Origin of the sequence: Paenibacillus sp. BSR1-1, assembly GCF_030403775.1 — a bacterium.
Taxonomy (GTDB): domain Bacteria; phylum Bacillota; class Bacilli; order Bacillales; family Cytobacillaceae; genus Neobacillus.
Genome location: NZ_JAQMWQ010000001.1, coordinates 538,080 through 559,650 on the forward strand (window position 1 = coordinate 538,080; position 21,571 = coordinate 559,650).

At 39.0% G+C, this 21,571-nt stretch carries 21 protein-coding genes and 1 riboswitch; of the genes, 9 read left to right on the forward strand and 12 right to left on the reverse strand.

Going from position 1 to position 21,571, the window contains the following annotated elements; all coding sequences use genetic code 11:
* Window positions 1–32 precede the first annotated feature (32 nt).
* Window positions 33–1,550 carry an alpha-amylase family glycosyl hydrolase gene (locus tag PH210_RS02715; RefSeq protein WP_289982808.1) on the reverse strand — a complete coding sequence of 506 codons (1,518 nt, stop codon included), beginning with the start codon at window positions 1,548–1,550 and terminating at the stop codon, window positions 33–35.
* A gap of 105 nt (window positions 1,551–1,655) precedes the next feature.
* On the reverse strand, window positions 1,656–3,503 hold the full coding sequence (asnB, locus tag PH210_RS02720; RefSeq protein ID WP_289982811.1) for an asparagine synthase (glutamine-hydrolyzing): 1,848 nt from the start codon (window positions 3,501–3,503) through the stop codon (window positions 1,656–1,658).
* Between the two features lie 221 nt (window positions 3,504–3,724).
* On the opposite strand from asnB, the gene PH210_RS02725 reads away from it, so the two are divergent.
* Window positions 3,725–4,288 carry a DUF2777 domain-containing protein gene (locus PH210_RS02725; protein ID WP_223592879.1) on the forward strand — a complete coding sequence of 188 codons (564 nt, stop codon included), beginning with the start codon at window positions 3,725–3,727 and terminating at the stop codon, window positions 4,286–4,288.
* 30 nt (window positions 4,289–4,318) lie between these two features.
* Here the strand turns inward: PH210_RS02725 and PH210_RS02730 are convergent, their stop codons facing one another.
* A complete protein-coding gene (locus PH210_RS02730; RefSeq protein WP_289982815.1) occupies window positions 4,319–5,347 on the reverse strand; it encodes a ThiF family adenylyltransferase in 1,029 nt (342 codons plus the stop codon).
* Between the two features lie 155 nt (window positions 5,348–5,502).
* Between PH210_RS02730 and PH210_RS02735 the strand changes: the two genes are divergently transcribed.
* Window positions 5,503–7,335, forward strand: a complete 1,833-nt coding sequence (locus tag PH210_RS02735; protein ID WP_289982816.1) for an aldehyde ferredoxin oxidoreductase family protein — start codon at window positions 5,503–5,505, stop codon at window positions 7,333–7,335.
* Between the two features lie 39 nt (window positions 7,336–7,374).
* Here the strand turns inward: PH210_RS02735 and PH210_RS02740 are convergent, their stop codons facing one another.
* The 4 genes from PH210_RS02740 to PH210_RS02755 form a co-directional block, all read right to left on the reverse strand.
* Entirely contained in the window at window positions 7,375–7,647 is a 273-nt protein-coding gene (locus PH210_RS02740; protein WP_289982817.1) for a MoaD-like domain-containing protein, read from the reverse strand.
* A 1-nt stretch (window position 7,648) separates the two neighbouring features.
* The gene (locus PH210_RS02745) at window positions 7,649–7,921 is read right to left on the reverse strand and encodes a ubiquitin-like small modifier protein 1 (RefSeq protein WP_289982820.1); all 273 of its coding nucleotides are present in this window, start codon (window positions 7,919–7,921) and stop codon (window positions 7,649–7,651) included.
* A 125-nt stretch (window positions 7,922–8,046) separates the two neighbouring features.
* Window positions 8,047–8,415, reverse strand: a complete 369-nt coding sequence (locus PH210_RS02750; protein ID WP_289982821.1) for a YisL family protein — start codon at window positions 8,413–8,415, stop codon at window positions 8,047–8,049.
* Between the two features lie 115 nt (window positions 8,416–8,530).
* Window positions 8,531–8,971: an ATPase, T2SS/T4P/T4SS family gene (locus tag PH210_RS02755; protein ID WP_289982823.1), complete on the reverse strand. Its 441-nt coding sequence runs from the start codon at window positions 8,969–8,971 to the stop codon at window positions 8,531–8,533.
* A gap of 17 nt (window positions 8,972–8,988) precedes the next feature.
* Window positions 8,989–9,075, reverse strand: a riboswitch (cyclic di-GMP riboswitch).
* 214 nt (window positions 9,076–9,289) lie between these two features.
* On the opposite strand from PH210_RS02755, the gene PH210_RS02760 reads away from it, so the two are divergent.
* From PH210_RS02760 to PH210_RS02785, 6 genes are all read left to right on the forward strand, one after another.
* Entirely contained in the window at window positions 9,290–9,511 is a 222-nt protein-coding gene (locus PH210_RS02760; RefSeq protein ID WP_289982824.1) for a spore germination protein, read from the forward strand.
* Window positions 9,512–9,528: 17 nt separating this feature from the next.
* Window positions 9,529–9,771, forward strand: coding sequence for a spore germination protein GerPB (locus tag PH210_RS02765; protein WP_289982825.1), 243 nt, complete (start codon window positions 9,529–9,531; stop codon window positions 9,769–9,771).
* Window positions 9,772–9,780: 9 nt separating this feature from the next.
* The gene (gene gerPC, locus PH210_RS02770; protein ID WP_289982826.1) at window positions 9,781–10,401 is read left to right on the forward strand and encodes a spore germination protein GerPC; all 621 of its coding nucleotides are present in this window, start codon (window positions 9,781–9,783) and stop codon (window positions 10,399–10,401) included.
* Window positions 10,391–10,573 carry a spore germination protein GerPD gene (locus tag PH210_RS02775; protein WP_289982827.1) on the forward strand — a complete coding sequence of 61 codons (183 nt, stop codon included), beginning with the start codon at window positions 10,391–10,393 and terminating at the stop codon, window positions 10,571–10,573. Before gerPC ends, PH210_RS02775 begins: the two co-directional genes overlap by 11 nt.
* A 2-nt stretch (window positions 10,574–10,575) precedes the next feature.
* Entirely contained in the window at window positions 10,576–10,965 is a 390-nt protein-coding gene (locus tag PH210_RS02780) for a spore germination protein GerPE (protein WP_289982829.1), read from the forward strand.
* An 85-nt stretch (window positions 10,966–11,050) separates the two neighbouring features.
* Window positions 11,051–11,269, forward strand: coding sequence for a spore germination protein (locus PH210_RS02785; protein ID WP_289982831.1), 219 nt, complete (start codon window positions 11,051–11,053; stop codon window positions 11,267–11,269).
* Window positions 11,270–11,310: 41 nt separating this feature from the next.
* On the opposite strand, the gene addA is transcribed toward PH210_RS02785, so the two are convergent.
* The 5 genes from addA to PH210_RS02810 all read right to left on the reverse strand — a co-directional run bounded on the left by addA (window position 11,311) and on the right by PH210_RS02810 (window position 20,918).
* The gene (gene addA / locus PH210_RS02790; protein WP_289982832.1) at window positions 11,311–15,090 is read right to left on the reverse strand and encodes a helicase-exonuclease AddAB subunit AddA; all 3,780 of its coding nucleotides are present in this window, start codon (window positions 15,088–15,090) and stop codon (window positions 11,311–11,313) included.
* Window positions 15,083–18,568: a helicase-exonuclease AddAB subunit AddB gene (gene addB, locus PH210_RS02795; RefSeq protein ID WP_289982834.1), complete on the reverse strand. Its 3,486-nt coding sequence runs from the start codon at window positions 18,566–18,568 to the stop codon at window positions 15,083–15,085. The genes addA and addB overlap by 8 nt, the downstream gene beginning before the upstream one ends.
* A gap of 158 nt (window positions 18,569–18,726) precedes the next feature.
* Complete coding sequence (gene lepB / locus PH210_RS02800) at window positions 18,727–19,281, reverse strand: signal peptidase I (protein WP_289982835.1); 555 nt, start codon at window positions 19,279–19,281, stop codon at window positions 18,727–18,729.
* A complete protein-coding gene (locus tag PH210_RS02805) occupies window positions 19,271–19,939 on the reverse strand; it encodes a TVP38/TMEM64 family protein (protein ID WP_289982836.1) in 669 nt (222 codons plus the stop codon). Before PH210_RS02805 ends, lepB begins: the two co-directional genes overlap by 11 nt.
* A gap of 37 nt (window positions 19,940–19,976) precedes the next feature.
* The gene (locus tag PH210_RS02810; protein WP_289982837.1) at window positions 19,977–20,918 is read right to left on the reverse strand and encodes an LCP family protein; all 942 of its coding nucleotides are present in this window, start codon (window positions 20,916–20,918) and stop codon (window positions 19,977–19,979) included.
* A gap of 270 nt (window positions 20,919–21,188) precedes the next feature.
* Between PH210_RS02810 and PH210_RS02815 the strand changes: the two genes are divergently transcribed.
* Window positions 21,189–21,554 (forward strand): YhjD family protein, encoded by a 366-nt coding sequence (locus PH210_RS02815; protein WP_223592905.1) that lies wholly within the window; start codon window positions 21,189–21,191, stop codon window positions 21,552–21,554.
* The last annotated feature ends 17 nt before the right edge of the window (window positions 21,555–21,571 follow it).

The window sequence follows — 21,571 nt, forward strand, 5'->3', positions numbered from 1 at the left end:
AAACGCATCGGGAGTACAGCCCCGATGCGTTTTTAATTCGTTCTTCTTCTTCTTTTAAGAATTAAAAAAAGAAATAAGAACACCAATAAATAAACAACAATTAACGATGCTATATGTGGTATGTTGAGACCACTTTTCTTTGTCAAGACATATATTTCTGATTCATCGCGATCGATAATTAGATTATATTGATTATCATGGCTTCGAACAAGGTCTCCTCCAAGTAAGCCGCGCAGCTCTTTCCCGCCTTCAAGCTGATTTTTTGTCAGCGTAACCTTTTGGGATTTTCGTGTATTATTGATTGCAATAATGGAGGTTTCACCTTGGTAGACACGCTTATAAACAGACATCCCATCTTGATTATAGAGCATCTCCATTGTTCCTCTTGTTAATGAAGGCAGCGTATTTCTTAATTCACCCAGCTTTGTAATATAGTCGATGAGCTCCTTTTCAGCTCTAAAACTCATTTGCCGGCGATTGTCTGGAATTTCTCCACCATTTAATGCAATTTCGGTTCCGTAATACACATTCGGAATGCCTGGAGTCGTATAGAGATAGGTCAAAGCCGTTTTCCAGCGTGAGCCGGGGAACTGCCTCTGGTCCACAATGTCACTCGTAAATCTGACGGTGTACTCATTATCAAAAAATGTTCCATTTTGAAAAGCTGATTGCCTGTTTTTAGTATTCGATGAGACTGAATGTAAGGGTTGATTCGTATTTGCAAAGGCTTTCCGTGAAGACTCACTTTGATTATAATCCAACATGCTATCGATACCAGCGCTTTGAAATTTATTTAAATCAAGTGATGTATTTTCTGCTGGAATTCCTTGTAGGAAGAAGTCTTTTTTCTCTTTTTTTACCGCGGTCGAAAAATCCTTCCAAAAGCTTAATGGAACATGATTTACTTCTGGCAGACCAAATCCATCCACTTCTGTCTTTTTCATCCACCATTTAGCTGCATCAATTAAATATTTTTTTACTTCCGGATTTTCTTGATTTAGGTCAGGCAGCCCATTTACCCATCCATTTTCAATTTGCTCCTGATTATTCCAATCTGCAACTTCCTGTTTTGGATGAAACCAATCGCTTTTGCTGGGATCCTTCACCCACGGATTATCAGCTGCTACATTGTTTGTAACAAAATCAAGAATCACTTTGATTTTTCTTTGATGTGCTTCTTTTACAAGCTTTTGAAAGGTTTCTAGCGTTCCAAAATGCTCGTCCACTTTATAAAAATCATTTACCCAATAACCATGATAACCATTCTTGGCATTGGCAAAAATGGGAGTTAGACGAATGGCAGTAAAGCCCATATCCTGTATGTAATCTAATTTATCGATTATCCCTTGAATATCACCGCCATTAAAAGCTAACGGATCTTTTGTATTTGTGTCTATATCATTGCTTGTATCACCGTCATTAAATCGGTCGACCATGATTGAATATACCGTCTCATCCTGCCATAAACGATTTTCTTTTTGGACCTTAGCGCTAACTGGAATGGATGAAAATAACAATATTGCGATTAAAATGATTGAAATCCGTTTCATTATAATATCCTCCTCATAAAAAAAGCGGGGGAACGGGCCCCCACCCTACACTTATTTTAATCCAACCATTGCCTTATTCCAAATTTAAACTAACAATTTATTGTTCTAATTTACTATGTTGATATTATAATCTTTAAACCATGTGTGCAGTTGAACAAGGTAAGCCAATAGTTGCGGCCCTGTCATCAACTGGCCAAACCATGGTTCTTGAAAGGATTTCCCTCCCGAATCGACAATTGCCTCAAGCTTCTCTTTATTAAAGAATTCATGTAAGGCAGAGGATTTATCTAGCAGAACATTTTTTAAGACTTTCTGGACCGCCATTGTATACTGTGGATTATGTGTTTTGGGGTAAGGACTTTTTTTCCGGTAAAGAACTTCTTCTGGAAGAATCCCCTCAAATGCCTTCCGTAACAGTCCTTTTTCTCTTCCCCGATACATCTTCATCTCCCACGGGATATTCCAAACATACTCGACCAACCGGTGATCTGCAAATGGGACTCTGACTTCAAGACTCGCCCCCATACTCATTCGGTCTTTCCGATCGAGCAGGGTGGTCATAAACCAGGTCATATTTATATAGAATAATTCACGGCGTTTAGCTTCTTCTAAGCTTTCTCCTTCTAATTTTGGAGTTTCCGCAATTGCCTTTTGATATTGTTCCAAGCAATAATTCTGTAATTGTAATTTTTCTTTCCAGTGAGGCTTTAATAAATTTTCCCGCTCTGACACTGACCGCATCCACGGGAACCCTGGCCGCTCCAAGTCCTGTTTGCGATGGAACCATGGGTAACCTCCAAAAATTTCATCAGCACATTCCCCGGATAGACTTACAACAAAATCCTTTTTTATTTCCTTACAAAACCAAAGCAGTGAGGAATCAATGTCTGCCATCCCTGGTAAGTCTCTTACATGAACCGCTTCGATTAAATCACTAACTAATTGCTGCTGAGAAATGACCTTGTTACGGTGCTTGGTGTGAAATTTATCTGTCATCATTTTAATATATTTTCCGTCTGCATCTGGCTGAAACTCATTCGATGAAAAATATTGGTCATTTCCTTCATAGTCAATCGAATAGGTATGAAGTTTCCCTTTATTTTGATCTGCGAAGCCTTTAGCAGCAATGGCAGTGATAATACTTGAATCCAGACCACCTGATAAAAAGGTACATAACGGTACATCGGAAACAAGCTGCCTGGTCACTGCATCACTTACTAAAAAACGGACCTTTTCAGCAGTTTCCTCTATACTATCCTGATGTTTTTCGCTTTTTACATTCCAATAGCGCCAAATCTTTAATCCCTCTTTAGAAAAAGTTAACGCATGTGCAGGCCTAAGCTCCTGAACTCCTTTAAACACACCTGACCCAGGTGATCTTGATGGACCTGCTCCAAATATCTCAGCCAGACCTTCTTGGCTTACTTCGGTTTTCATTTCCGGGTGTGCTAGGATTGCCTTCATTTCCGATGCAAATAAAAGCCCTTTATGATGTTCCGCGAAAAATAGCGGTTTTACCCCTAGTCTGTCTCGTCCAATAAAGAGTTTTTCGTTGTTGCTATCCCAGATTGCAAAGGCATAGATCCCGTTTAAGTAATTTACGCATTCTTCCGCCCATTCTATATAGGCAGTTAACAGAACTTCTGTATCAGAATGACCTTTAAAGGAATATCCTTTAGTAAGGAGAATTTTGCGGATATCTTCAGTGTTATATAATTCCCCATTATAGCAAATGGTGAATTTTGCGTTTTCCTTTTGTTTGGACATGGGCTGCCTGCCCCCTTCAGGGTCGACAACAATAAGACGCTTGTGCCCAAAGCCTACATGTGTCTCAGTCCAGATGTTCGTTTCATCAGGGCCTCTCTTTGCCAGGGTTTTGGTCATTTTTTCAATTATATTTGATTCGTTTCTTACGTCCATACCATAATTAATCCATCCAGTAATTCCACACATGTACGTTTCTCCTTTCTGTAAATCGAACTACTGTACATCCAATTTATGGTTTATTGTATTCAGCCCATTATTTTTGGTTATTTGTCCATTATCAGAATCGCAAATTTTGGTATACCAAAAGCGTTTAAATACTAATACTTAATTAAAAAAATTACCTTGTTATAAAATTTCAGGAAGATGTCTAAAAAGGATGATGTAAGCATCTGGTACGGAGGTTAATAATGAATCGACAACAACGAATGAATCTATACGATATTCAACAAAGAGCCTATACCGAGGGAACAGTGGAACAAATTAATGATCAGTGGATATTTTTTGATGAGGAGACGGAAGAAGCAGCTATGCTGGAGGATTATCTACAGCAGGAAATTGAAGTTTTCCGGATGAATCGATGGAAAAAAGGGATTTTGTATGAGTCTGGGAAAATTCGAATCGGAAAAGAAGCGACCATGCTTCGGGACCATGACTTGGTGAGAATCCGGAAGCATTTAGTCTACTCCCTCGAAAGGCTATTAGAAGGGGTTAATGATGACGCCTTCTTCCAATTTGTTACCACATTAAACTCATTAAACTTTTCCATTTACGATTGTATTTATTGCTACAATCATCTCTCATTTTTATCGGATGAACACCGGAAAGACGGCGTAAATTTTATGGTTTTTGATAATCAGGAGCAAATTTGCAATGTTCAGCATCATTTTTTCTACTACGAAAAGGTCAACGACCGCTTCGAATTCACTTTAAATACCGGAAAAAGACTTATTATCGAGAAAATGATTTCATAAAACGAAAAGGCAGGGATGATCCCAGCCTTTTTAGTTTCCAATAAATCTAACATAAAGCAATTTTGCTTTTTCACTATCATTTGTTCCATGGACTAATACGCGCCCATCCTTGAAAATAACCATGGAAATTTGGTCATCAGGGGAAAATCGGAGCAGAAAGTCATTAGCTAGTACTTTGCCGCTTTTCTTTAAACTTGCTCCTAATTTTTTTAAATCAATTTCTCTTTTATCACGAAAGTATATTTGCACTGTATCTCGACCGCAAAGCGTTGTATAGACTATTTGCTGCCTAGATGACCGATCTAAAAACTCAAACTCCCGTTTACCACAAGCTGGGCAATCTGGATTTCTTCCTTTTGTTATATCCATCTGCAAAAACTCATTTGACCATATATCCAATTGTTCCAGGTTCGGGCTAGTCTCTGCCTCAACGATTATTTTTATCGCTTCCATTGCCTGAAAAGAACCGATAATACTTGTAAGCGGTGAAAGAACCCCAATCGTATCACAGGTTTCCCCCGTTCCAGTTGGAACATGTGGAAAGAGGCAGCGATAGCAAGGTGTTTTACCCGGAATAATTGCTGCAAACATCCCCCTTGAACTGACCGCTGCACCATGAACCCAGGGGATACCGTGTTTAACAGCTGCATCATTAATTAAAAAACGCGTCATAAAATTATCCGTACCATCAACAATCACATTGACATCCTTTAATAAATCCTCCGCGTTTTCGAGGTTTACATCGGCAATCACCGGTTCAATTGTAACACCGGAATTAATGGCTTTTAGCTTGTTCTTTGCCGCAATCACTTTGGGTAAATGTAATATTGCATCCTTTTCCTCAAAAAGAATCTGCCTCTGTAAATTTGATAGTTCAACTAAATCCCTATCTATTAACTTAATATAGCCAACCCCAGAGCGAGTAAGCTGGTTGGCAATCACGGTTCCAAGTGCTCCGACGCCAACAATGGCTACTCTGCTTTTTAGCAATTTACGCTGCCCCTCTTCACCAATGGGCTGAAAGAGAATCTGTCTTGAATAACGTTCAAAATCGCTCATGAAAATCTTCTCCTCACTAATCGAATTATCTAAATATTTTAATTTTAATTTTTCTTTTTAAAAGTTATAATAAATATTGGAAGAACTTCTCAGATTTTTTTCTAATATAATTAGAGATTAGTATAAAATCACAAAATAGAAAAGAGGGGAACAATTTGAATCTTGGCGGTTTTAAAAACAAAGAAGTAGTTGTGGATTTAACAAACGGCACTGTTAATTACAGAACGATTAATGAAGAAGATGCAAAAAAATACATAGGCGGCCGTGGACTCGGTGTCAAATATGTATTAGATAATGGTCCCGAAGTAGAACCATTATCTGCTGAAAACGCTCTATGTATTATGACCGGCCCTGTTACGGGATCGCGTTCTTCTATGAGTGGACGACTTTGTGTGGTTACAAAATCTCCACTTACAGGTACTGTGACTGATTCTCACATCGGCGGCTGGACGGCTGCAAGGTTAAAGTGGGCAGGTGTCGATAATATTATCTTCACTGGAAAAAGCGATAAGCCAGTTTACCTTTACATTGAAAATGGGCAGGCTGAACTCCGGGATGCTTCAAATCTTTGGGGAACAAGCACAAGAGCCTTTATTAAGGCAATGAAGGACCAATACGGTGAGGAAGACCTTAGCGTCATGACGATTGGTCAAGCCGGTGAAAATACTGTTCGATTTGCATCCTTTATTAATGAGCATGATCGTGCTGCAGGCCGTGGCGGCACTGCTGCAGTTGCCGGCTATAAAAAGTTAAAAGCGATTGTTATTAAAGCAGCTCAAAAAGGAAACATGCCAGCAGCAAAATTAGAAAGCGATTACAAAGAAGCTAATAAAAAAGCGGTAAAAGCGATCCTTGATGGCGGACTAACAGCTCCAAATAAGGGCGGTTTATCTGTTTATGGAACAAATGTATTGACCAATCTCATCAATGAGGTCGGTGCCCTTCCAACGAAAAACTCACAATTCACACATTGGGATGAAGCAGAAAAACACAGCGGTGAATTCGTAAACACCCATTTGCGGGTGGCAAACAATACCTGCCACGCCTGCCCTGTAGGTTGTAAAATCGAAGTAGAGGTAAAGGATGGAAAATATAAAACTCGAGTAGAAAGCGTTGAATTCGAATCTGCCTGGTCCCTTGGTTCAAACTGCCTCTTAAGCAATGCTGAAGCGATTTCCTATCTAATTGATCGCTGTAATGAGTATGGTCTAGATACAATCGAACTTGGTCATGCTTTTTCTGTAACCATGGAAGCCTATGAAAAAGGCATTATATCAGAAGAACTGATTTGGGGCGATGCTGATTCCATGATTGAATTAACAAGAAAAATTGCCCATCGTGAAGGCTTTGGCGGTATTTTAGCTGAAGGCCCAGCGCGTGCAACTGCTCTCTGGGGCTCCCCTGAATTATCTATGTCCGTTAAAGGTCAGTCTATTCCTGCTTATGATCCACGTGGTATTCAAGGAATTGGTCTGGGCTATGCAACCAGCAACCGTGGTGCCTGTCACTTGCGCGGCTATACTGTCGCGAGTGAAATCGCCGGTATTCCTGAACCAACTGACCGGTTAAAGCCCGAAGGCAAAGGCGAATTATTAAAAATATTCCAAGACATGCTTGCCTTCTCTGACTCTATGAACATTTGCAAGTTCTCGTCTTTCTCTGAAAGTGCTGAACACTACGCAGAACAATATAGTGCCATGACCGGTATCCCGATGACAGCTGAGGGCGTCATGAAGGCTGGAGAAAGAATTTACAATCTTGAGCGCTACTATAATAATCTTGCAGGCTTCGATAAACGCGAAGACGACTTTCTTCCAAAACGATTCACTGAAGAACCTGCATCAGGAAACAGCGCAGGTCATGTAAGCCGTATGGATATCATGCTAGAAGAATATTACCAGGTTCGCGGCTGGAAAGATGGCATAGCCACAAATGAGAAGCTTCGTGAACTAGGGATTATTGATCCTGAAATAAAACAAACGGTTTAATAATGAAAAGGCTTCTGCGAGTTATTGCAGAAGCCTTTTTCACCCGCCTGCTCTGGTGGTTTTATATCGATATTTTTTAATAAGATCATCCAGCTCTCTCTCATCATTAGCACTAATGCGAATTTTGATAGCATTGACCTTAAATACTTGGGTAAAAAAAATCTCCCTTTCCGATAAAACCTGCCCTTCCCAGCTATCTGCAGAATAAATAAACGGGAATGAGTAAGTTATCTGTCTTGCCCCGAGTTCTTCAAAATACATTCCGAGATGTTCCTTGCTAATCCCACGAAACTCTAAATCCCGATTTGGCATTTTAACCTCCTGCAACAGGCGGAAAAAGAGCAAATTGATCCGTTTCATTTACTTTAGTTTGAAGATCATCTAGATGGATAATATTCCTTCCATTTACATACACATGAACAAAAGGAAGCAGCGCTTTCTCACTTGAAAAAATTTCATTTTGTAAATCAGGAAACATTTCAACCATTTTATCAAGAACATCAATTACCCGTTCGCCATCTGGCTGAACTTCTACAGTAACTCCGCCGCAAATTTGCCGGAGATTAGCAAACACCTTTACAAGCACAAAACCCTCTCCCCTCTATATATTTCAATATTAAAAGTAAATAACTAACTTGTCACTAGGGTTATCTTAAAAAAAGCGCAAACAAAAAGGCTATCTTTAACAGACAGCCTTTCCTTCTACAAATTTCATGGATTCAAAAATGACATAGGCAATTCGACAAACCCTAAATATAATACTAGCAGAAATGCCACCACAAACTGAATCCAAAATGCAGAAACTCTCCTTTGGTTAGCAACTCTGCCAAGAATCATTTCAAATAAACCAATTATCCAAAGACCAACGACTGCTTTTAACCAATACATTGGTGTAATATTTCCAATCCCGTTTAATTTGGCTAGAAGCCCAATTCCTGTTGCTATAATGAGTAAGTACAGCACCCTTAAGATCATTTGAACGATTTTAGCACCTTTTGCTTTTCCTCTTTTATGTAAGGAAAGAGCCACAAAAAATAATATTAGCGCTAAAAACCATGAAGTAATATGAGCGTGAATCATCGAATTGCCTCCTTATGTATGTTTATTTCGTTTATTCCGAAACTATCATACCATAGGGAGTTCCAAAAATCGAAAAAAGTATGTTTTAAAATAGATAATTAATATGATATTGTTACTAATTCATGTCAGAAAATTTTTTTGAATTTTTGGTGATCGTTATCATTGGGCCGTATGATACAAGTGGTGGAATCATGGCTCTAACCTGCCCTTCATCTGGCAGCATAAAATCAATCATCGGTGAATTTTCGTCAATTTTTCTTCCAAAAGTGGTTCCAATTTTTTTTATTACGCTTATTAAATGCTCGTTATTTCGGAATTGAGTGGATGTTAATAATATTTTACCTTTCCGCTCACAGTACACTTCGTTTGGTCCATTCACCAAAACTTCTGTAACATCAGTATCCAAAAGAAGTGATTTAATCGGCCCAAATGCATGGAAAGGTGTTATCATCTTAAGTTTTGGTGTAGATGATAAACTTCCACCGGAAGATGATACTTTTTTCAATCCCCCGCCTGTTTGATTATTTTTTTCTTGAATGCGCTTTAATAGTCCCATTCAGTCGACCCTCCTCTTTCGGTAACTGGCTGGCATTGTGCTAATGCACTTTAGCCCCTTTAGCTTTGCGTCACTGATTTTCATCAGTTTTGCCTTTATCGAGAATCAGTAAATTTGTTATCGACTGTTCTCACTATTATCATAGTACGATTTTACTTCACAGAATATCCTACTAATCTATCATTTGCACTCTTAAACAATAGTCATTTTGACTCATTTTAATGTTTTTCAATAAAAAACTTTATTTGGGCTAATGAATCACATTACACTCGCCCAATCATAGAATGTAAAGATATTAATAAAAAAAGGGTGTTGAACATGCCAGCAATTGTTGGAGTTGCACAGGTCATAACACTTGGAAGCAGCTCTGTTTTCCATATTGGCGACGTTTATAAGATTATGCCTCTTTCCACCGCCAAAACCTTTTCCGGAGCAGGGTCCTTCAATACCGGGGAGAGCTTACATCTTAATAACAATATTAGCTCAACCAACACAGCTGACTCTGATGTCTTCGATCAAGGAATCGCTCTTAATGCTTAATGAATGGGTGGTTTACAATGAATTTTTATATCCAGCAGTCCATTCAGATTCATTTTATTAGAATTAGTGGAATATCCAATTCCTCTGTCTTTCAAATTGGCAGCGCTGGAATCATAAAACCGGCGGCACATCTTTACAATACTGGAGGATTTACAGGGCCTGCACCCACTGCAAAGAAGGTTGGGCAGCTTCCTTCAACCTCCATGAGTGCCCCTGCCGTCCCTTTACAGGCGCCGGTACGAACGACAGGAAAATTGTGAGGTGATTGAATGTATCAGGATTTTAACCAATACCTTCAATGGCTACAAATGACTATTCAAGCTCAAGAACAAAGAATTGCGGCGCTGGAGTCTTCTCTAAAAAAGATGAAAGAAGAAATAAAGCAATTAAATGAAAGGAAGGCTATACACGTCGACAAAATCGAATATAAATTTGATCAATTGAAGGTCGAAACTCTTGAAGGAACCTTAAACATTGGCCTAAATCCATCCGATTTATCCGATGTCGAAGACTTTGCGGTACAAAATCAATCATTAACCACTCCCATCGCCCCAAAAGCTCAAATGCAACGATCAATGAAAATTGAAGAAGCAATTTATAGATTTTTAGAAACAGATTTACCACTCTTAGTAGAAAATACAGAGAAAGAATTAGGCCTGCAGCCGAATGAATCGTATTTATCCTTTATTAAACAAGATATCATCAAACAGCTTCCCAATAGAATTGAATACCATTTAAACACACATAAAACTAGGAACAATTCTTCAGAACATACCAATTTTGAGGAGCTCATCATTGAAACGTTAAAGCAGGAAATCCAAAATGGAGTACATTTATTTTTAAACAATTTGCCAGAACATGTGAAAGGAATGGGAAAGAATGAACTTTGAAGTCTATAATAGGGAACTCTGTGTAGGAAGTATCCGCATTATTGGGGTAGCGAGTTCCTCATTAGTCTTCGTAGGCGATACTGAAACAATACAGCTTGCGTCTACATTCGACACCCCTGCAGAATCGTTAATCATTGGACCGTTTGTTCCTTTAGCACCGGAAGGGAGATAATTATGTTTGAACGGACTTCTTGTGTGGACAGAATAAACGTTGAGATTTTTTCTTTTGCCTCCATTTTTCAATTGGGGGATTCATGCATTGTGAATGGATTGTCACGAGCTTTAGCAGTTCAAAGGGAAGCAGAAATTGATTATGGGAATGAAGGAGATCTCTCCCCCTATCGAGTATTTTCTGAGCCCATTCCTTTCCAGCCAATTACTGAAGCTGTTACTTTTTTTACTCACAATCAAAGTCCTAAAATTAAAGTTAACGCAATCGATATTATCGGCGTATCTTCTTCTTCTCTTCTTCACGTTGGAAACAGTAAGCATGTATCCATGGAGGCACGAGTTAAGCATATTAGACAACTCCTTCCTCTTCCTAGATCGGAAGAAGCAGAGTGAAAAATAAACGAACAGGGACAACGATAAACGAATAGGTTACCAGTAGAATCATATTAACGGAGTAAAACCAAAAAGGATGTTTTTTATGCCAGCCATTATTGGTCCAGTACAAATTGTAAATGTAGGCGGGGGAATTGTTCAATTCGGGGATACTGTTTATATATCTCCAAAAAGCGCCTCAAAAACTAATGCAGGTTCAGGGGCATTTAATACTGGTGGATTAATTGTAACAAATAACGGTTTAAGCGGAACCAATGTTCTTGATACTAATTTAATTGATCAGCCTATAGCGGGGAATAATTAAAAATGACATAAACCATTACATTGGTCTATGTCATTTTTGTATTATTCAAGTTTCAAAATATGAGCCCCGTCGAAGAAAAATAAATATCTTTGCGAAACCTTTCTTCTCCAAATTTGTTCGATAGCTTTTGAATAAATATCAATTTGAAGACTGTATCTCTTTTCAAGAATTGGTCTTGCCTGGGTAAACCCGCCCTTATATCTGTCATTAATTCCATCAGATTTATAGTCGATTAAGATTAGTCCATTCTCATCTTCAAGAATGCAGTCAATAATCCCTTGAACAAAAACAGATTCATTCTCGTCCTTCCAATCTGGATAAACTTCATTTGCTGGCAGTGTAAGTGTAAACGGAATTTCTCTATAAATAGACTTAGCAGAAAAGTATTTTTGCCCCAATTCTGTATTAAAAAATTGACAAATCAAATTGGTGTCGATAATTCCCGCTTGCTCCTCCGTTAGTAATTCATTCTGAACCATCCCGCCTAGCTGCTTGAGAACGGACTCATTCGTAATTGGCTTTGTCAAATCCACGTGCTGCATCACCATGTGCATGGCAGTACCACGCTCTGCAGGGCTTATTGACTTTTCCTGCATAAATTTAGGCCGTCTTAAAATGGGCTTTTTAATCCTGCGAACAAGTTCTGTACCACTTTGCTCATCAGCTATCTCCCGCTGGCGTTTCATTTCAGAGACGGTTTGCTTAGCGCGATGAGATGACGCATTTGGGTATAAATATTCCCACGACAGTCTCGAATTAATTTCTTCTGAATAAGCTGATGTAACCGGAACGACATTTCCCTTTTGAACCAATTCTAAGTAATGGTCCTCTTCTATTTCTAAATTTACTTCCTGTTTTTTTATTTCTTCTGCAGACATAATGGAAATTTTCCAACAGGAGGGATGTTGTGTAATTTCCTCCGGAATAAACCCATTTGCGTCAGCAGCAGGGGTTAACATCTTACTGTTCTGATGACGGATGAGTGCCGGTCCTATCCAGTCAATATAACTCGTGCTGCTGGCGCGCTCATAATCCTTTAACAGCCATTCTTGATTCGTGGACATGTCTATCCATTGCTCAATCTTTTTTATCGCTTCCTTTAATGTGGCTGTCATGTAAAGCTTTTCCTTCGCCCTTGTCATGGCCACATATAACACCCGCATTTCTTCTGCAAGCATTTCCATTTTCTTTTTTCGCTTAAACGCAATTTGCGGCAGGGACGGATAGGAAATTCTTTTTTCAGAATTGACATACTTTGCGGCAAATCCAAATTCCTTATCAAGCATATATGGTTTTCGAATATCCATCATATTAAAGTTTCTCGCCATACCAGCCATAAAAACAATCGGAAATTCCAATCCCTTACTGCTATGAATCGTCATGATCCTCACAACATCTTCCTGCTCCCCAAGTGCTCTTGCTGCACCGAGGTCATCTCCTCTTTCCATCATTCGTTCTACGAATCGTAAAAAGCGGAACAATCCGCGAAAAGAGGTTTGTTCATAACCCCGCGCCCTATCATAAAAGGCCCGCAAATTCGCCTGCCTTTGTTTTCCACCTGGGAGGCCTCCGACAAAATCATAAAACTGTGTGTCCCGATAAAGCTGCCAGATTAATTCGGAAAGCGAGCCTTGACGTGCTAATTCCCGCCAAACTTTTAAGGAGTCATAAAACAGGCGTACCTTTTCATAAAAAGCTTCATTACTTTCAGTTTCCCTACTCCGGCAAAAAGCAGAAACAGCTTCCCAAAAAGATCCCCTTTTCTGATGAATACGAATCTTTGATAACTCTTCTTCATTTATACCAACGATCGGCGAACGCAGTACCGACGCTAAAGGAATGTCCTGGTAAGGATTATCAATAACCCTGAGCAGCGAAAGCATTATTGCCACTTCGGTAGCTTCAAAATAGCCAGTAGATAAATTGGCATAAATCGGAATTCCTTGTTGCTTGAATTCCTCCATAATTTGCGGTGCCCACGTCATGGAACGGAGGAGAATGACAATATCCCGATACATTATAGGCCGTTCCGATTTTGTTTTTGTATTATAAACTGGTGCTCCTTCTGCAACTAATTCCTTTATTTTGGCAGCGATTACTCTCGCTTCCAGTTGCGACTGTTCAAGATCTGCCTGATCAAATTCAGGCGCCACATCATTGGACTCAACTTCGCTGTCTGAAGTCGATTCGGCTGTTTCTGCTGTTTGGTCAATCAACATAACTTCTACGGGATAGGTATCTTCCTCGGGATACGGTGCACCATTTTTCAATTCTGCAGCTTCGTCATAAGCAATTTCCCCGACCTTAACACCCATAATTTGTTTAAATAAATAATTGGTGGCATCGAGGACCTCTTTTCGGCTGCGGAAATTCTGGGCTAAATCGATTCTAAGACCTGCCCCTTCTCCATCAAGCCGGAAGCGATTATACTTTCCTAAAAACAAATTTGGTTCGGCTAAGCGAAACCGATAAATCGATTGTTTAACATCCCCGACCATAAATAGGTTTCCGTTCACCTCATCCGGCTTTGCTACTAGCTTTAAAATCGTTTCCTGCACCATATTCGTGTCCTGATATTCGTCACAATAGACTTCTTTAAAATGATTTCTAAAAGCGAGGGCTGCTTCAGAGGGGAAAAATACTCCTTCTGTCGAGATATGACCAGTTAAAATATCTAGGCAATAATGCTCTAAATCCGCATAATCCACAAGACCTTTCACTTTTTTTGCTTTTTCAAACCGCACGGAAAATTCTTTAACGAGATGGACAAGTGTTTCAATTAGAGGCAGCATTTCCTCCATATCACGGAAAAAACTTTCCGGCCTCCGGGAAAAGAGCTCTTCTTTAATATCTTGAATTTTCTTCTTTGCCTTTTCCCTTAGCTTTTGTGCCTTTTCTATCATACTTTCATCATATTCGCCTTTTTTTAGCCTTTTGGCAGTAGAAAATGACCAGTTCTGCATTGCCTGATACAGAACAGCCCATGAATCTTGTTTAGCTAAAATAAGCGTATCAATGACCTGTAAATCATCAATAAAATTTTCCGCCCTCGGGGAAGGACCTCCTGGCAGCTTTGTTAGTTCCAATCCCTTTTTAATCATTTCCTTGGCTGCATCTAACTGTAATTCAATATCAAAAAGGAGCGCATGGGTAAAAGGAAGTTCTTCTATATTGGTAATCCCGCCTACGTCATACATAGAAACAATCCCATGTAAATATTCATCAGGGAGGGGATTGGACCGGGCAAAATCATAAATGGACCGAACAATATCCATTAATGCCGAATCACTCCGATCATTCGTGAATGAATCGACCAATTTAAAAAATACTTCATTCTCCCCTTTCCCATATTCTTCTTCAAATAACTCGTCCATTACTTCATCCCTGATTAATTGCGCCTCAGTTTCATCCGCGATTCTAAATCCTGGGTCAACATCGATTAAATAATAATATTTCCGGATTACCTCCATGCAAAAAGAATGAAGTGTTGAAATGGATGCTTTATTCAGCAAACTAAGCTGTTTTCTTAAGTGGCGGGAGCTTGGATCTGCATCGAGTGCTCTTTCTAATGCTTCTCCAATCCGGTGTCGCATCTCAGCTGCCGAAGCATTGGTAAATGTAACGACTAATAACTCATCAACATCAATTGGATTATCCTCCGAAAGAATTTTTCGAATGATTCTCTCGACCAAAACAGCAGTTTTTCCTGACCCTGCCGCTGCGGCGACAAGAATATCTTTATCTCTCGCCATTATCGCTTTCCACTGGTCATCAGTCCATGTCACGTTTTCCGGCTTTGGCGGTATTACAAAATTACTCATTTGAATCAACCTCCTTCCGTATTAATCCCAATACCTCTTCCTTCGAATATGGTGTTAGAATCCTGAATTGATTGTTTTCAATCGATTCATCGAATTGACAAACTGATTTATAGACGCAAAATGTACAAGGTGTTTTATCCTTCAGTTTGTATGGTGTAATGCCAATCTCTCCATCGATAATGGCATTTCCTGTATTTTCATATAACTTACGGATATGGTTTTTGAGATTGCTGAATTCATTTAAGCTGGCAACCTTAGATTTTTTGGACAAATTGCCGTCCTTCTTAATGCCAGCAGCAATTATTTGCGAATCGCCGGATTCAAGGGATTGGTCCATCATGCGGATCACATTTTGATCACTCAGCATTAACCCATTCATTTTAAATTTTTTCATGATTTGATTTTCAATTTCATCAATTGTCAGCATTTTGGTAGTATTAATGAATGGATTATGAACATGAAAATATAGAACACCAGCGGGACTTGCTTGCATCTCTACCAACTCTTTTGAATGCGTCATAACAATATCAAGATAGGTTAACATTTGCAGGGCAAGACCATAATACACTTCCGTTAAATTGACATCCTTTTCGCTGGATTTGTAATCAATCACTCGTAAAAATACCTGGTCATCTTCACCTTTCGCTTGGTCAATCCGGTCAATCCTCCCTGCTAACTCCATCTTTTTTCCATTTTTCAAAGTGAAGGACAAAGGTGGCAGCTTGCCATTCGGACCAAAAGCTAATTCCAAACCGATTGGCGAGAATCCACTCACTTTTGCATGCTCGCTTAAAACAAGAGAAGCACGAGTAATAATTTGCTCCAATTTTCGCTTGATATAAAGATGGCGCTCCGAGCTGAGAAGGATTTCATTTTGAAGCTTAGGTGCCAATGTCTTAACTGCTTCTTTTGAAAGTTCCTCACATTGCTGACGCGTTAACTGCGCCCATGTTAAATTTTGTTCATTGACGATATCGGCAATCTGCTTTAATGCAGCATGAAATAATTCCCCAATGTCTGGTGCCTCTAAACGAAATACCTGCCGTTCACGAAGTTTTAGTCCATGCTGGGCGAAATGTGAGAAAGCACAGCCATTATAAAGTTCCATTCTGGAAACACTTGCCTGAATTGCTTCACCATATAGTTCATCGGCTACTTCTTTCGAAAGTTTCACAGTCTGATTTGTGTAAAAAAGACTTGAGAATACTTTAAAAGCCTGTCCCTTCCACTTGCTCTTCATGTAAAAGTTATAAACATCCCACCATAAATCAGAAATCGGATACTGACGTTTGTTTAATTGCAGCTGGGAATTAAGATAGGATAAGGCAGTTGTTACATTCGATACAAAGCCTAATTGCCCCTCATCCATTAATTCAGCAGGGTCTGTAACATAGAAATCCTCTCGGACGTCTGGAAACATATCTTTTATTCTTTTTATATATGAAGAGGGAATCAAAGCTTTTCCTTCATCATTTGCCAAGGGATAACTAACGTATAGGATTTCAGAGGGTGCTGTAAAAGCTTTATAGGCCAAGAAGTTCTCATCTAGCAGGCGTGTCCGGCTGCTAGGAGCCACCTTAATGCCTGCATTAAATAGCATTTCTCTATCCTCGTCTGCTAAAATTCCATCACCAGAAATTTTGCCAGGCAAGATGCCTTCATTAACGCCCACTACAAAAACCACCTTGATTTCAGTCAGGCGTGATTTCTCCAAATCTCCAATTATTACTTGGTCGAGTGCAGGCGGAATTAGGGAAAAATGCATCGATTCAAAACCCGTTTCTAAAATGGCAGCAAACGTTTTTAAAGAAACAGGCTCTTCTCCCAATATTTCAACGTATTGATCAAGCAAATCAATTACAGAATTCCACACCTGTTCGTGTTCTCTTGCTCTAACTAAATTTCCTTGCTCTTCAGCTGCTATTTTCCAGTTTTCCAGCTTAGCAGGAATATCTAACTCCTCTAAGAATAAATAAACCGCCTCACAAAGCTTTCTTCCTGTATCTGCTTTTTTCAAACGGCGGGTAAGGCGCAGTATTGGAGCAGTTATCATAAGTTTTAACTCATTTAATTCCTGCTCCATTTCTTTTTCTGCATCTGTTTGAACATTTGTTTCCAATTCAAAAGCTCTTATTCGCCGATAACTCCATCGATCCTTTTTCGCCCACTTACTGCCGTTTATTCCATATGCTAAAACATAGTTTTCCAATTTATCAAGCTTCTCTCGCATTTTTGCTGGATTATCCTGCAAAGGGTAAATTAATTCGGTTTTTATTACCCTGAAAACAGACTCGTAGCGCCAAAAAGAATTAATGACTTCAAGACTTGAACGGATGAGTTCAATCAGAGGGTGGTTTAGCATCGTCCTTTTCTGGTCGATAAAATAAGGAATCTGATAATCAGCGAAAACGGGTTCAACCGTTTCATGATAATCCGCACCATTTCTTATCAATACCGCGATATCTCTAAAGCGGTACCCCTTAGTTCGAACTAATTGGCGAATTTCTCTTGCAATCCCCTCTATTTCAGCACGGCGATTTACTGCCTGAAAAATCGTAATCGTTGTTTCCCCATGAAAAGTTTCCGCTGGGCGGACATCAAATTTCTCCTCTAAATGAGCTAATGACTTCGTTTGCCATTTTTTTTGTTCCTTTAGGAATATTGGTCTTTCGATCTCAATTCCGCTGGCTTTTGCTATTTCATTAATGGAAAAGCAGGCATCACTAGTTAAACGGAACAATTCCAATTCATCCGGCACAGAATCGAACAATATCCGATCGGTTGTCAAGGCGACTGATACGCGTTTACAATGCTTCATTAATTCCTGAATAACCTGGTATTCCTGTGGCGAAAAGTTATAAAAGCCATCTATATAGATCTCAGCCTCTTTAAGATAATCTGAGGCTTGGACTTTCTCAGCAAGAAGTCGAAAATAATCTTCCGAATCAATGTACTTTCCAAAAACCTCGTCCTCAAATTTTTGATAAATAAGCTCTAAATCATTCAATTTATCCTGCAGGGCTTTGGAGGATTCTCCGAACTTTAGTGAATCTTGAATAAGTTCTTCTGGCCGAATACAATAACGCTTAAATTCTGTAATCATTTGTTCCAGCTGCTGAACAAAGCCACTCTTATCGGCAGCACGGTGGAACAATTTTAATTGATCCTTTTGATCATCAATTATTTTCCGGATCAGCATATTCATCCCAACAGTGCTTAGATGAACACGGCTTATTCCACCGGTTTCTTGGAGTATGCGCCATGCCAATCGGGAAAAACTGAAAACCTGAGCCCGAATCATTCCACGAATCTCTGGATTTACAGCCAAACGGTATTCAGACAAAAAGGTCATCTGTTCTGGGGCAATATAAATAATGGGATTTCCTTTCGGGTCTTCCAATAGTTGATTATGAATTTCGTCAAAAAACATCGTCGTTTTTCCGCTTCCCGATCGCCCAATTACCATTCTTAATGACATGCATTAACCTCTCCTTCCCTATCCCTTCGAAAACTCTGTATCTTCCATTCTATCATAATATGAGTACAAACGTTTGGATTGCCGCAGACAGATTCATACCAAAATTGGTAATAAAAAAACACGATCTCGCAATCGTGTTTTTCTGTATCATACAATTTTTAAAAATGCACGTCCATTTCATTTAATGGCCAGTAGCGCAGATCCACTTTACCGACTACTTGTCGGGCATTAATAAAACCAAAATGCCGACTGTCCCAGCTGCCTAATCGGTTATCCCCGAGTACAAATAACTTTCCGTTAGGCACGGATTCTACACCAGTAATTTCTTTTAAACTGAAATCGCCTGTTATTTTCACACCAGGTGACTTTTGTTTATACACATTCAAAAATGGCTCCTCATACTTATGCCCGTTAATGTACAAGGTATCATCACGGTATTCAATTTTATCGCCAGGTAATCCAATAATTCGTTTCACAAAATCTTCTTTTTCATTTGCGTGAAAAACTATTACGTCAAAACGATGCAATTCTCCGACTTGGTATCCAAGTTTGTTCACCACCAGCTTATTTCCGTCCTGAAGAGTCGGCATCATTGACTCGCCTTCGACTACATAATTTGAAAAGAAAAAGGTTCGAATAAAAGCAAAAATGATGATACCAATGGCAAAAGCCTTCACCCATTCCATTCCTTCTTGTCTCCATTCAATCTTCACTGACATTCCTCCTCCGTTTCTCCTGTTCTTTCATTCTATCTATTTCTCCAGTATGAACATTTTCTAAAGGTTTATTCAATCTAATTTCGATTCGTTTACCTATATACCACAGAATGAAAATAACAATTAATACAATAACCGTTCGATACGGCTGTGTTATCAAGGAATGAATGTCATAACCCACAAAGCTTAGAGTGAAAATCATCACTAGTTTTCCAATACATACCGCAAGCATATATTGAGCAACGCTGATTTTCGAAAGTCCGGCGACAATATTCACCACTGCCGATGGTGTAAAGGGAAAACATAATAATATGAAGAGAGGACCGAAGCCATGCCTGTCAACCCAGTCCATTAATTTTCGAACTTTCGGGTGATTAGGCAAAAAAGATAATAGCCTTTTTTGTCCATTTCGTCGGATTAAAGAAAATACCAATAACGCACCAATGCAGGCACCCAGCCAGGAATATAGAAACCCCAGCCAAAGTCCAAATGCACTGGCATTAGCCATTACAAACAAAAATAACGGGAGAAACGGCAAAAAGGCTTCGATAACAATAAGCAATATGACAGGAATGGGACCAAGGGCCCGATATTCCTGGATAAGATTCATCAAATTCTCAATTGTAAACCATGCTCTAATCGTTTCGAAATCCATCCGTTTCTCCTTATTCTATTTCCATTATTTTAGATGCTTATTTTGTAATAAATTGGTGAAGCGCTTCTTTATTTTTTTCGACATCAATATCTAATACCGCTCCCTCTCCTTCTATACGTGGTTCCGTAAAGCTATTTTCAACAGGTATCCTTAATGTTTCAACATTTCCTCTTTTATCAGAAAAGAAATCTTTAGCCATAAAAATCATGTCAGAAGTTTTCATATTTGTATTAACGTACGGGGCAACGACTCCAACTAGTTTTGGGAGTTTTGTAATGGTTTGAAATCCACTTAATTGGTCTCTAATCGCTTTTACTGCCTTTTGCTGCCGCTCTACTCGCCCAAAATCCCCCATGGCATCATGTCGAAAACGAACATACCCCAGCATCTGTGTGCCATTTAATCGTTGCAGACCGGGCTCTAGGGTCATGTAAATATTCTTTTCCATTTTTTTCTCAACATCAATTTCTACTCCATTTGGGAAAGCTTCATCGATAAGCTGCACAAAGCCCTGAAAATCAACAATCGCATAATATTGCAAGTCAATATCAAAATTTTGTTTGATGGTTTGTCTCATTAATTCTGGACCTCCACGGGCAAAGGCAGAATTTATTTTATGTTTTCCATGGTCCGGAATCTCCACATAACTGTCACGCATAATCGAAGTAAGCTTGAAGGTGCCTTTATCTTCGTTATAATGAGCAATCATAATCGTATCGGCTCTGGCTTTTTCTTTTCCTCGTGCATCACTTCCAAGCAATAAAATATTGGTGTCGCCATACTGATCCTTCTTGCCTTCAAATGTATAAACAACCTTCGATTCCTTCTGGTCTTTATTTATCTTTTTTAAAGATTGATTAACTCCTTGCTTAAATTGATAATAAGCATATCCTGCCACACCGCCAATTAGTAATAAGAATACAAGCAAAATGGACGTCCATCTTCTCTTTTTCTTTTTTTGATGTTTTTCAGACCTCAATGTAATCACCTATCTCGTCCATGTATTTTCCGTTCATCTATCTATAGCCTTATTTTCTTTTTCAAGGTTTCTTCTTTAATTCATTTTCCCCTATCGGATATCCTTCTATTAATAAAAACTTTCTCACGAAAATGAGAAAATTTGCAATAAAAAAGCTCGCTTTTAAGCGAGTTTTCTAAAAAGGAATGCAGTATTGCTTTTAATGACACTTTTAGGTAAAATAAAATAAGAACACTTGTTCTTTTCTTAGGTAGAAAGGTGTGGTGGTAAATGACCAGGATTCCAGAGAATGATCGCGACATCATGGAAAAAGCCATCTATTTACCGATGGTTTTAATCGTCTTAAATCGGGACTTAGAAGTTGTGGATAAAAGCCCCTTCAAATTAAAAAAACCTTATTTGGATTTAATTGAGGAGACAATGAAGGAAATCCAGAGGGAACTCTCGGAGGTAAAACAATATATGAAAAAGAACAATCTTCAGGTAATTGAAACAAAACGGGACGATGCCTTTACAATGTTCATGTTTATTTATAAAGGATATGAAGAAAACCATAATTACTTTAATCCTAGAATTCGCAATAAAGTTCAAGAATTAATGGAGCTATATTTATTAAAAAAACACCTGTCCCGTTAAAGGATAATAATTAGCCG

Bases quoted from the DNA above. Each gene is read 5' to 3' on its own strand.
- PH210_RS02715 (WP_289982808.1), bottom strand. From the start codon at position 1,550: ATGAAACGGATTTCAATCATTTTAATCGCAATATTGTTATTTTCATCC.
- asnB (WP_289982811.1), bottom strand. From the start codon at position 3,503: ATGTGTGGAATTACTGGATGGATTAATTATGGTATGGACGTAAGAAAC.
- PH210_RS02725 (WP_223592879.1), top strand. From the start codon at position 3,725: ATGAATCGACAACAACGAATGAATCTATACGATATTCAACAAAGAGCC.
- PH210_RS02730 (WP_289982815.1), bottom strand. From the start codon at position 5,347: ATGAGCGATTTTGAACGTTATTCAAGACAGATTCTCTTTCAGCCCATT.
- PH210_RS02740 (WP_289982817.1), bottom strand. From the start codon at position 7,647: ATGCCAAATCGGGATTTAGAGTTTCGTGGGATTAGCAAGGAACATCTC.
- PH210_RS02750 (WP_289982821.1), bottom strand. From the start codon at position 8,415: ATGATTCACGCTCATATTACTTCATGGTTTTTAGCGCTAATATTATTT.
- PH210_RS02755 (WP_289982823.1), bottom strand. From the start codon at position 8,971: ATGGGACTATTAAAGCGCATTCAAGAAAAAAATAATCAAACAGGCGGG.
- PH210_RS02760 (WP_289982824.1), top strand. From the start codon at position 9,290: ATGCCAGCAATTGTTGGAGTTGCACAGGTCATAACACTTGGAAGCAGC.
- PH210_RS02765 (WP_289982825.1), top strand. From the start codon at position 9,529: ATGAATTTTTATATCCAGCAGTCCATTCAGATTCATTTTATTAGAATT.
- gerPC (WP_289982826.1), top strand. From the start codon at position 9,781: ATGTATCAGGATTTTAACCAATACCTTCAATGGCTACAAATGACTATT.
- PH210_RS02775 (WP_289982827.1), top strand. From the start codon at position 10,391: ATGAACTTTGAAGTCTATAATAGGGAACTCTGTGTAGGAAGTATCCGC.
- PH210_RS02780 (WP_289982829.1), top strand. From the start codon at position 10,576: ATGTTTGAACGGACTTCTTGTGTGGACAGAATAAACGTTGAGATTTTT.
- PH210_RS02785 (WP_289982831.1), top strand. From the start codon at position 11,051: ATGCCAGCCATTATTGGTCCAGTACAAATTGTAAATGTAGGCGGGGGA.
- addA (WP_289982832.1), bottom strand. From the start codon at position 15,090: ATGAGTAATTTTGTAATACCGCCAAAGCCGGAAAACGTGACATGGACT.
- addB (WP_289982834.1), bottom strand. From the start codon at position 18,568: ATGTCATTAAGAATGGTAATTGGGCGATCGGGAAGCGGAAAAACGACG.
- PH210_RS02805 (WP_289982836.1), bottom strand. From the start codon at position 19,939: ATGGATTTCGAAACGATTAGAGCATGGTTTACAATTGAGAATTTGATG.
- PH210_RS02815 (WP_223592905.1), top strand. From the start codon at position 21,189: ATGACCAGGATTCCAGAGAATGATCGCGACATCATGGAAAAAGCCATC.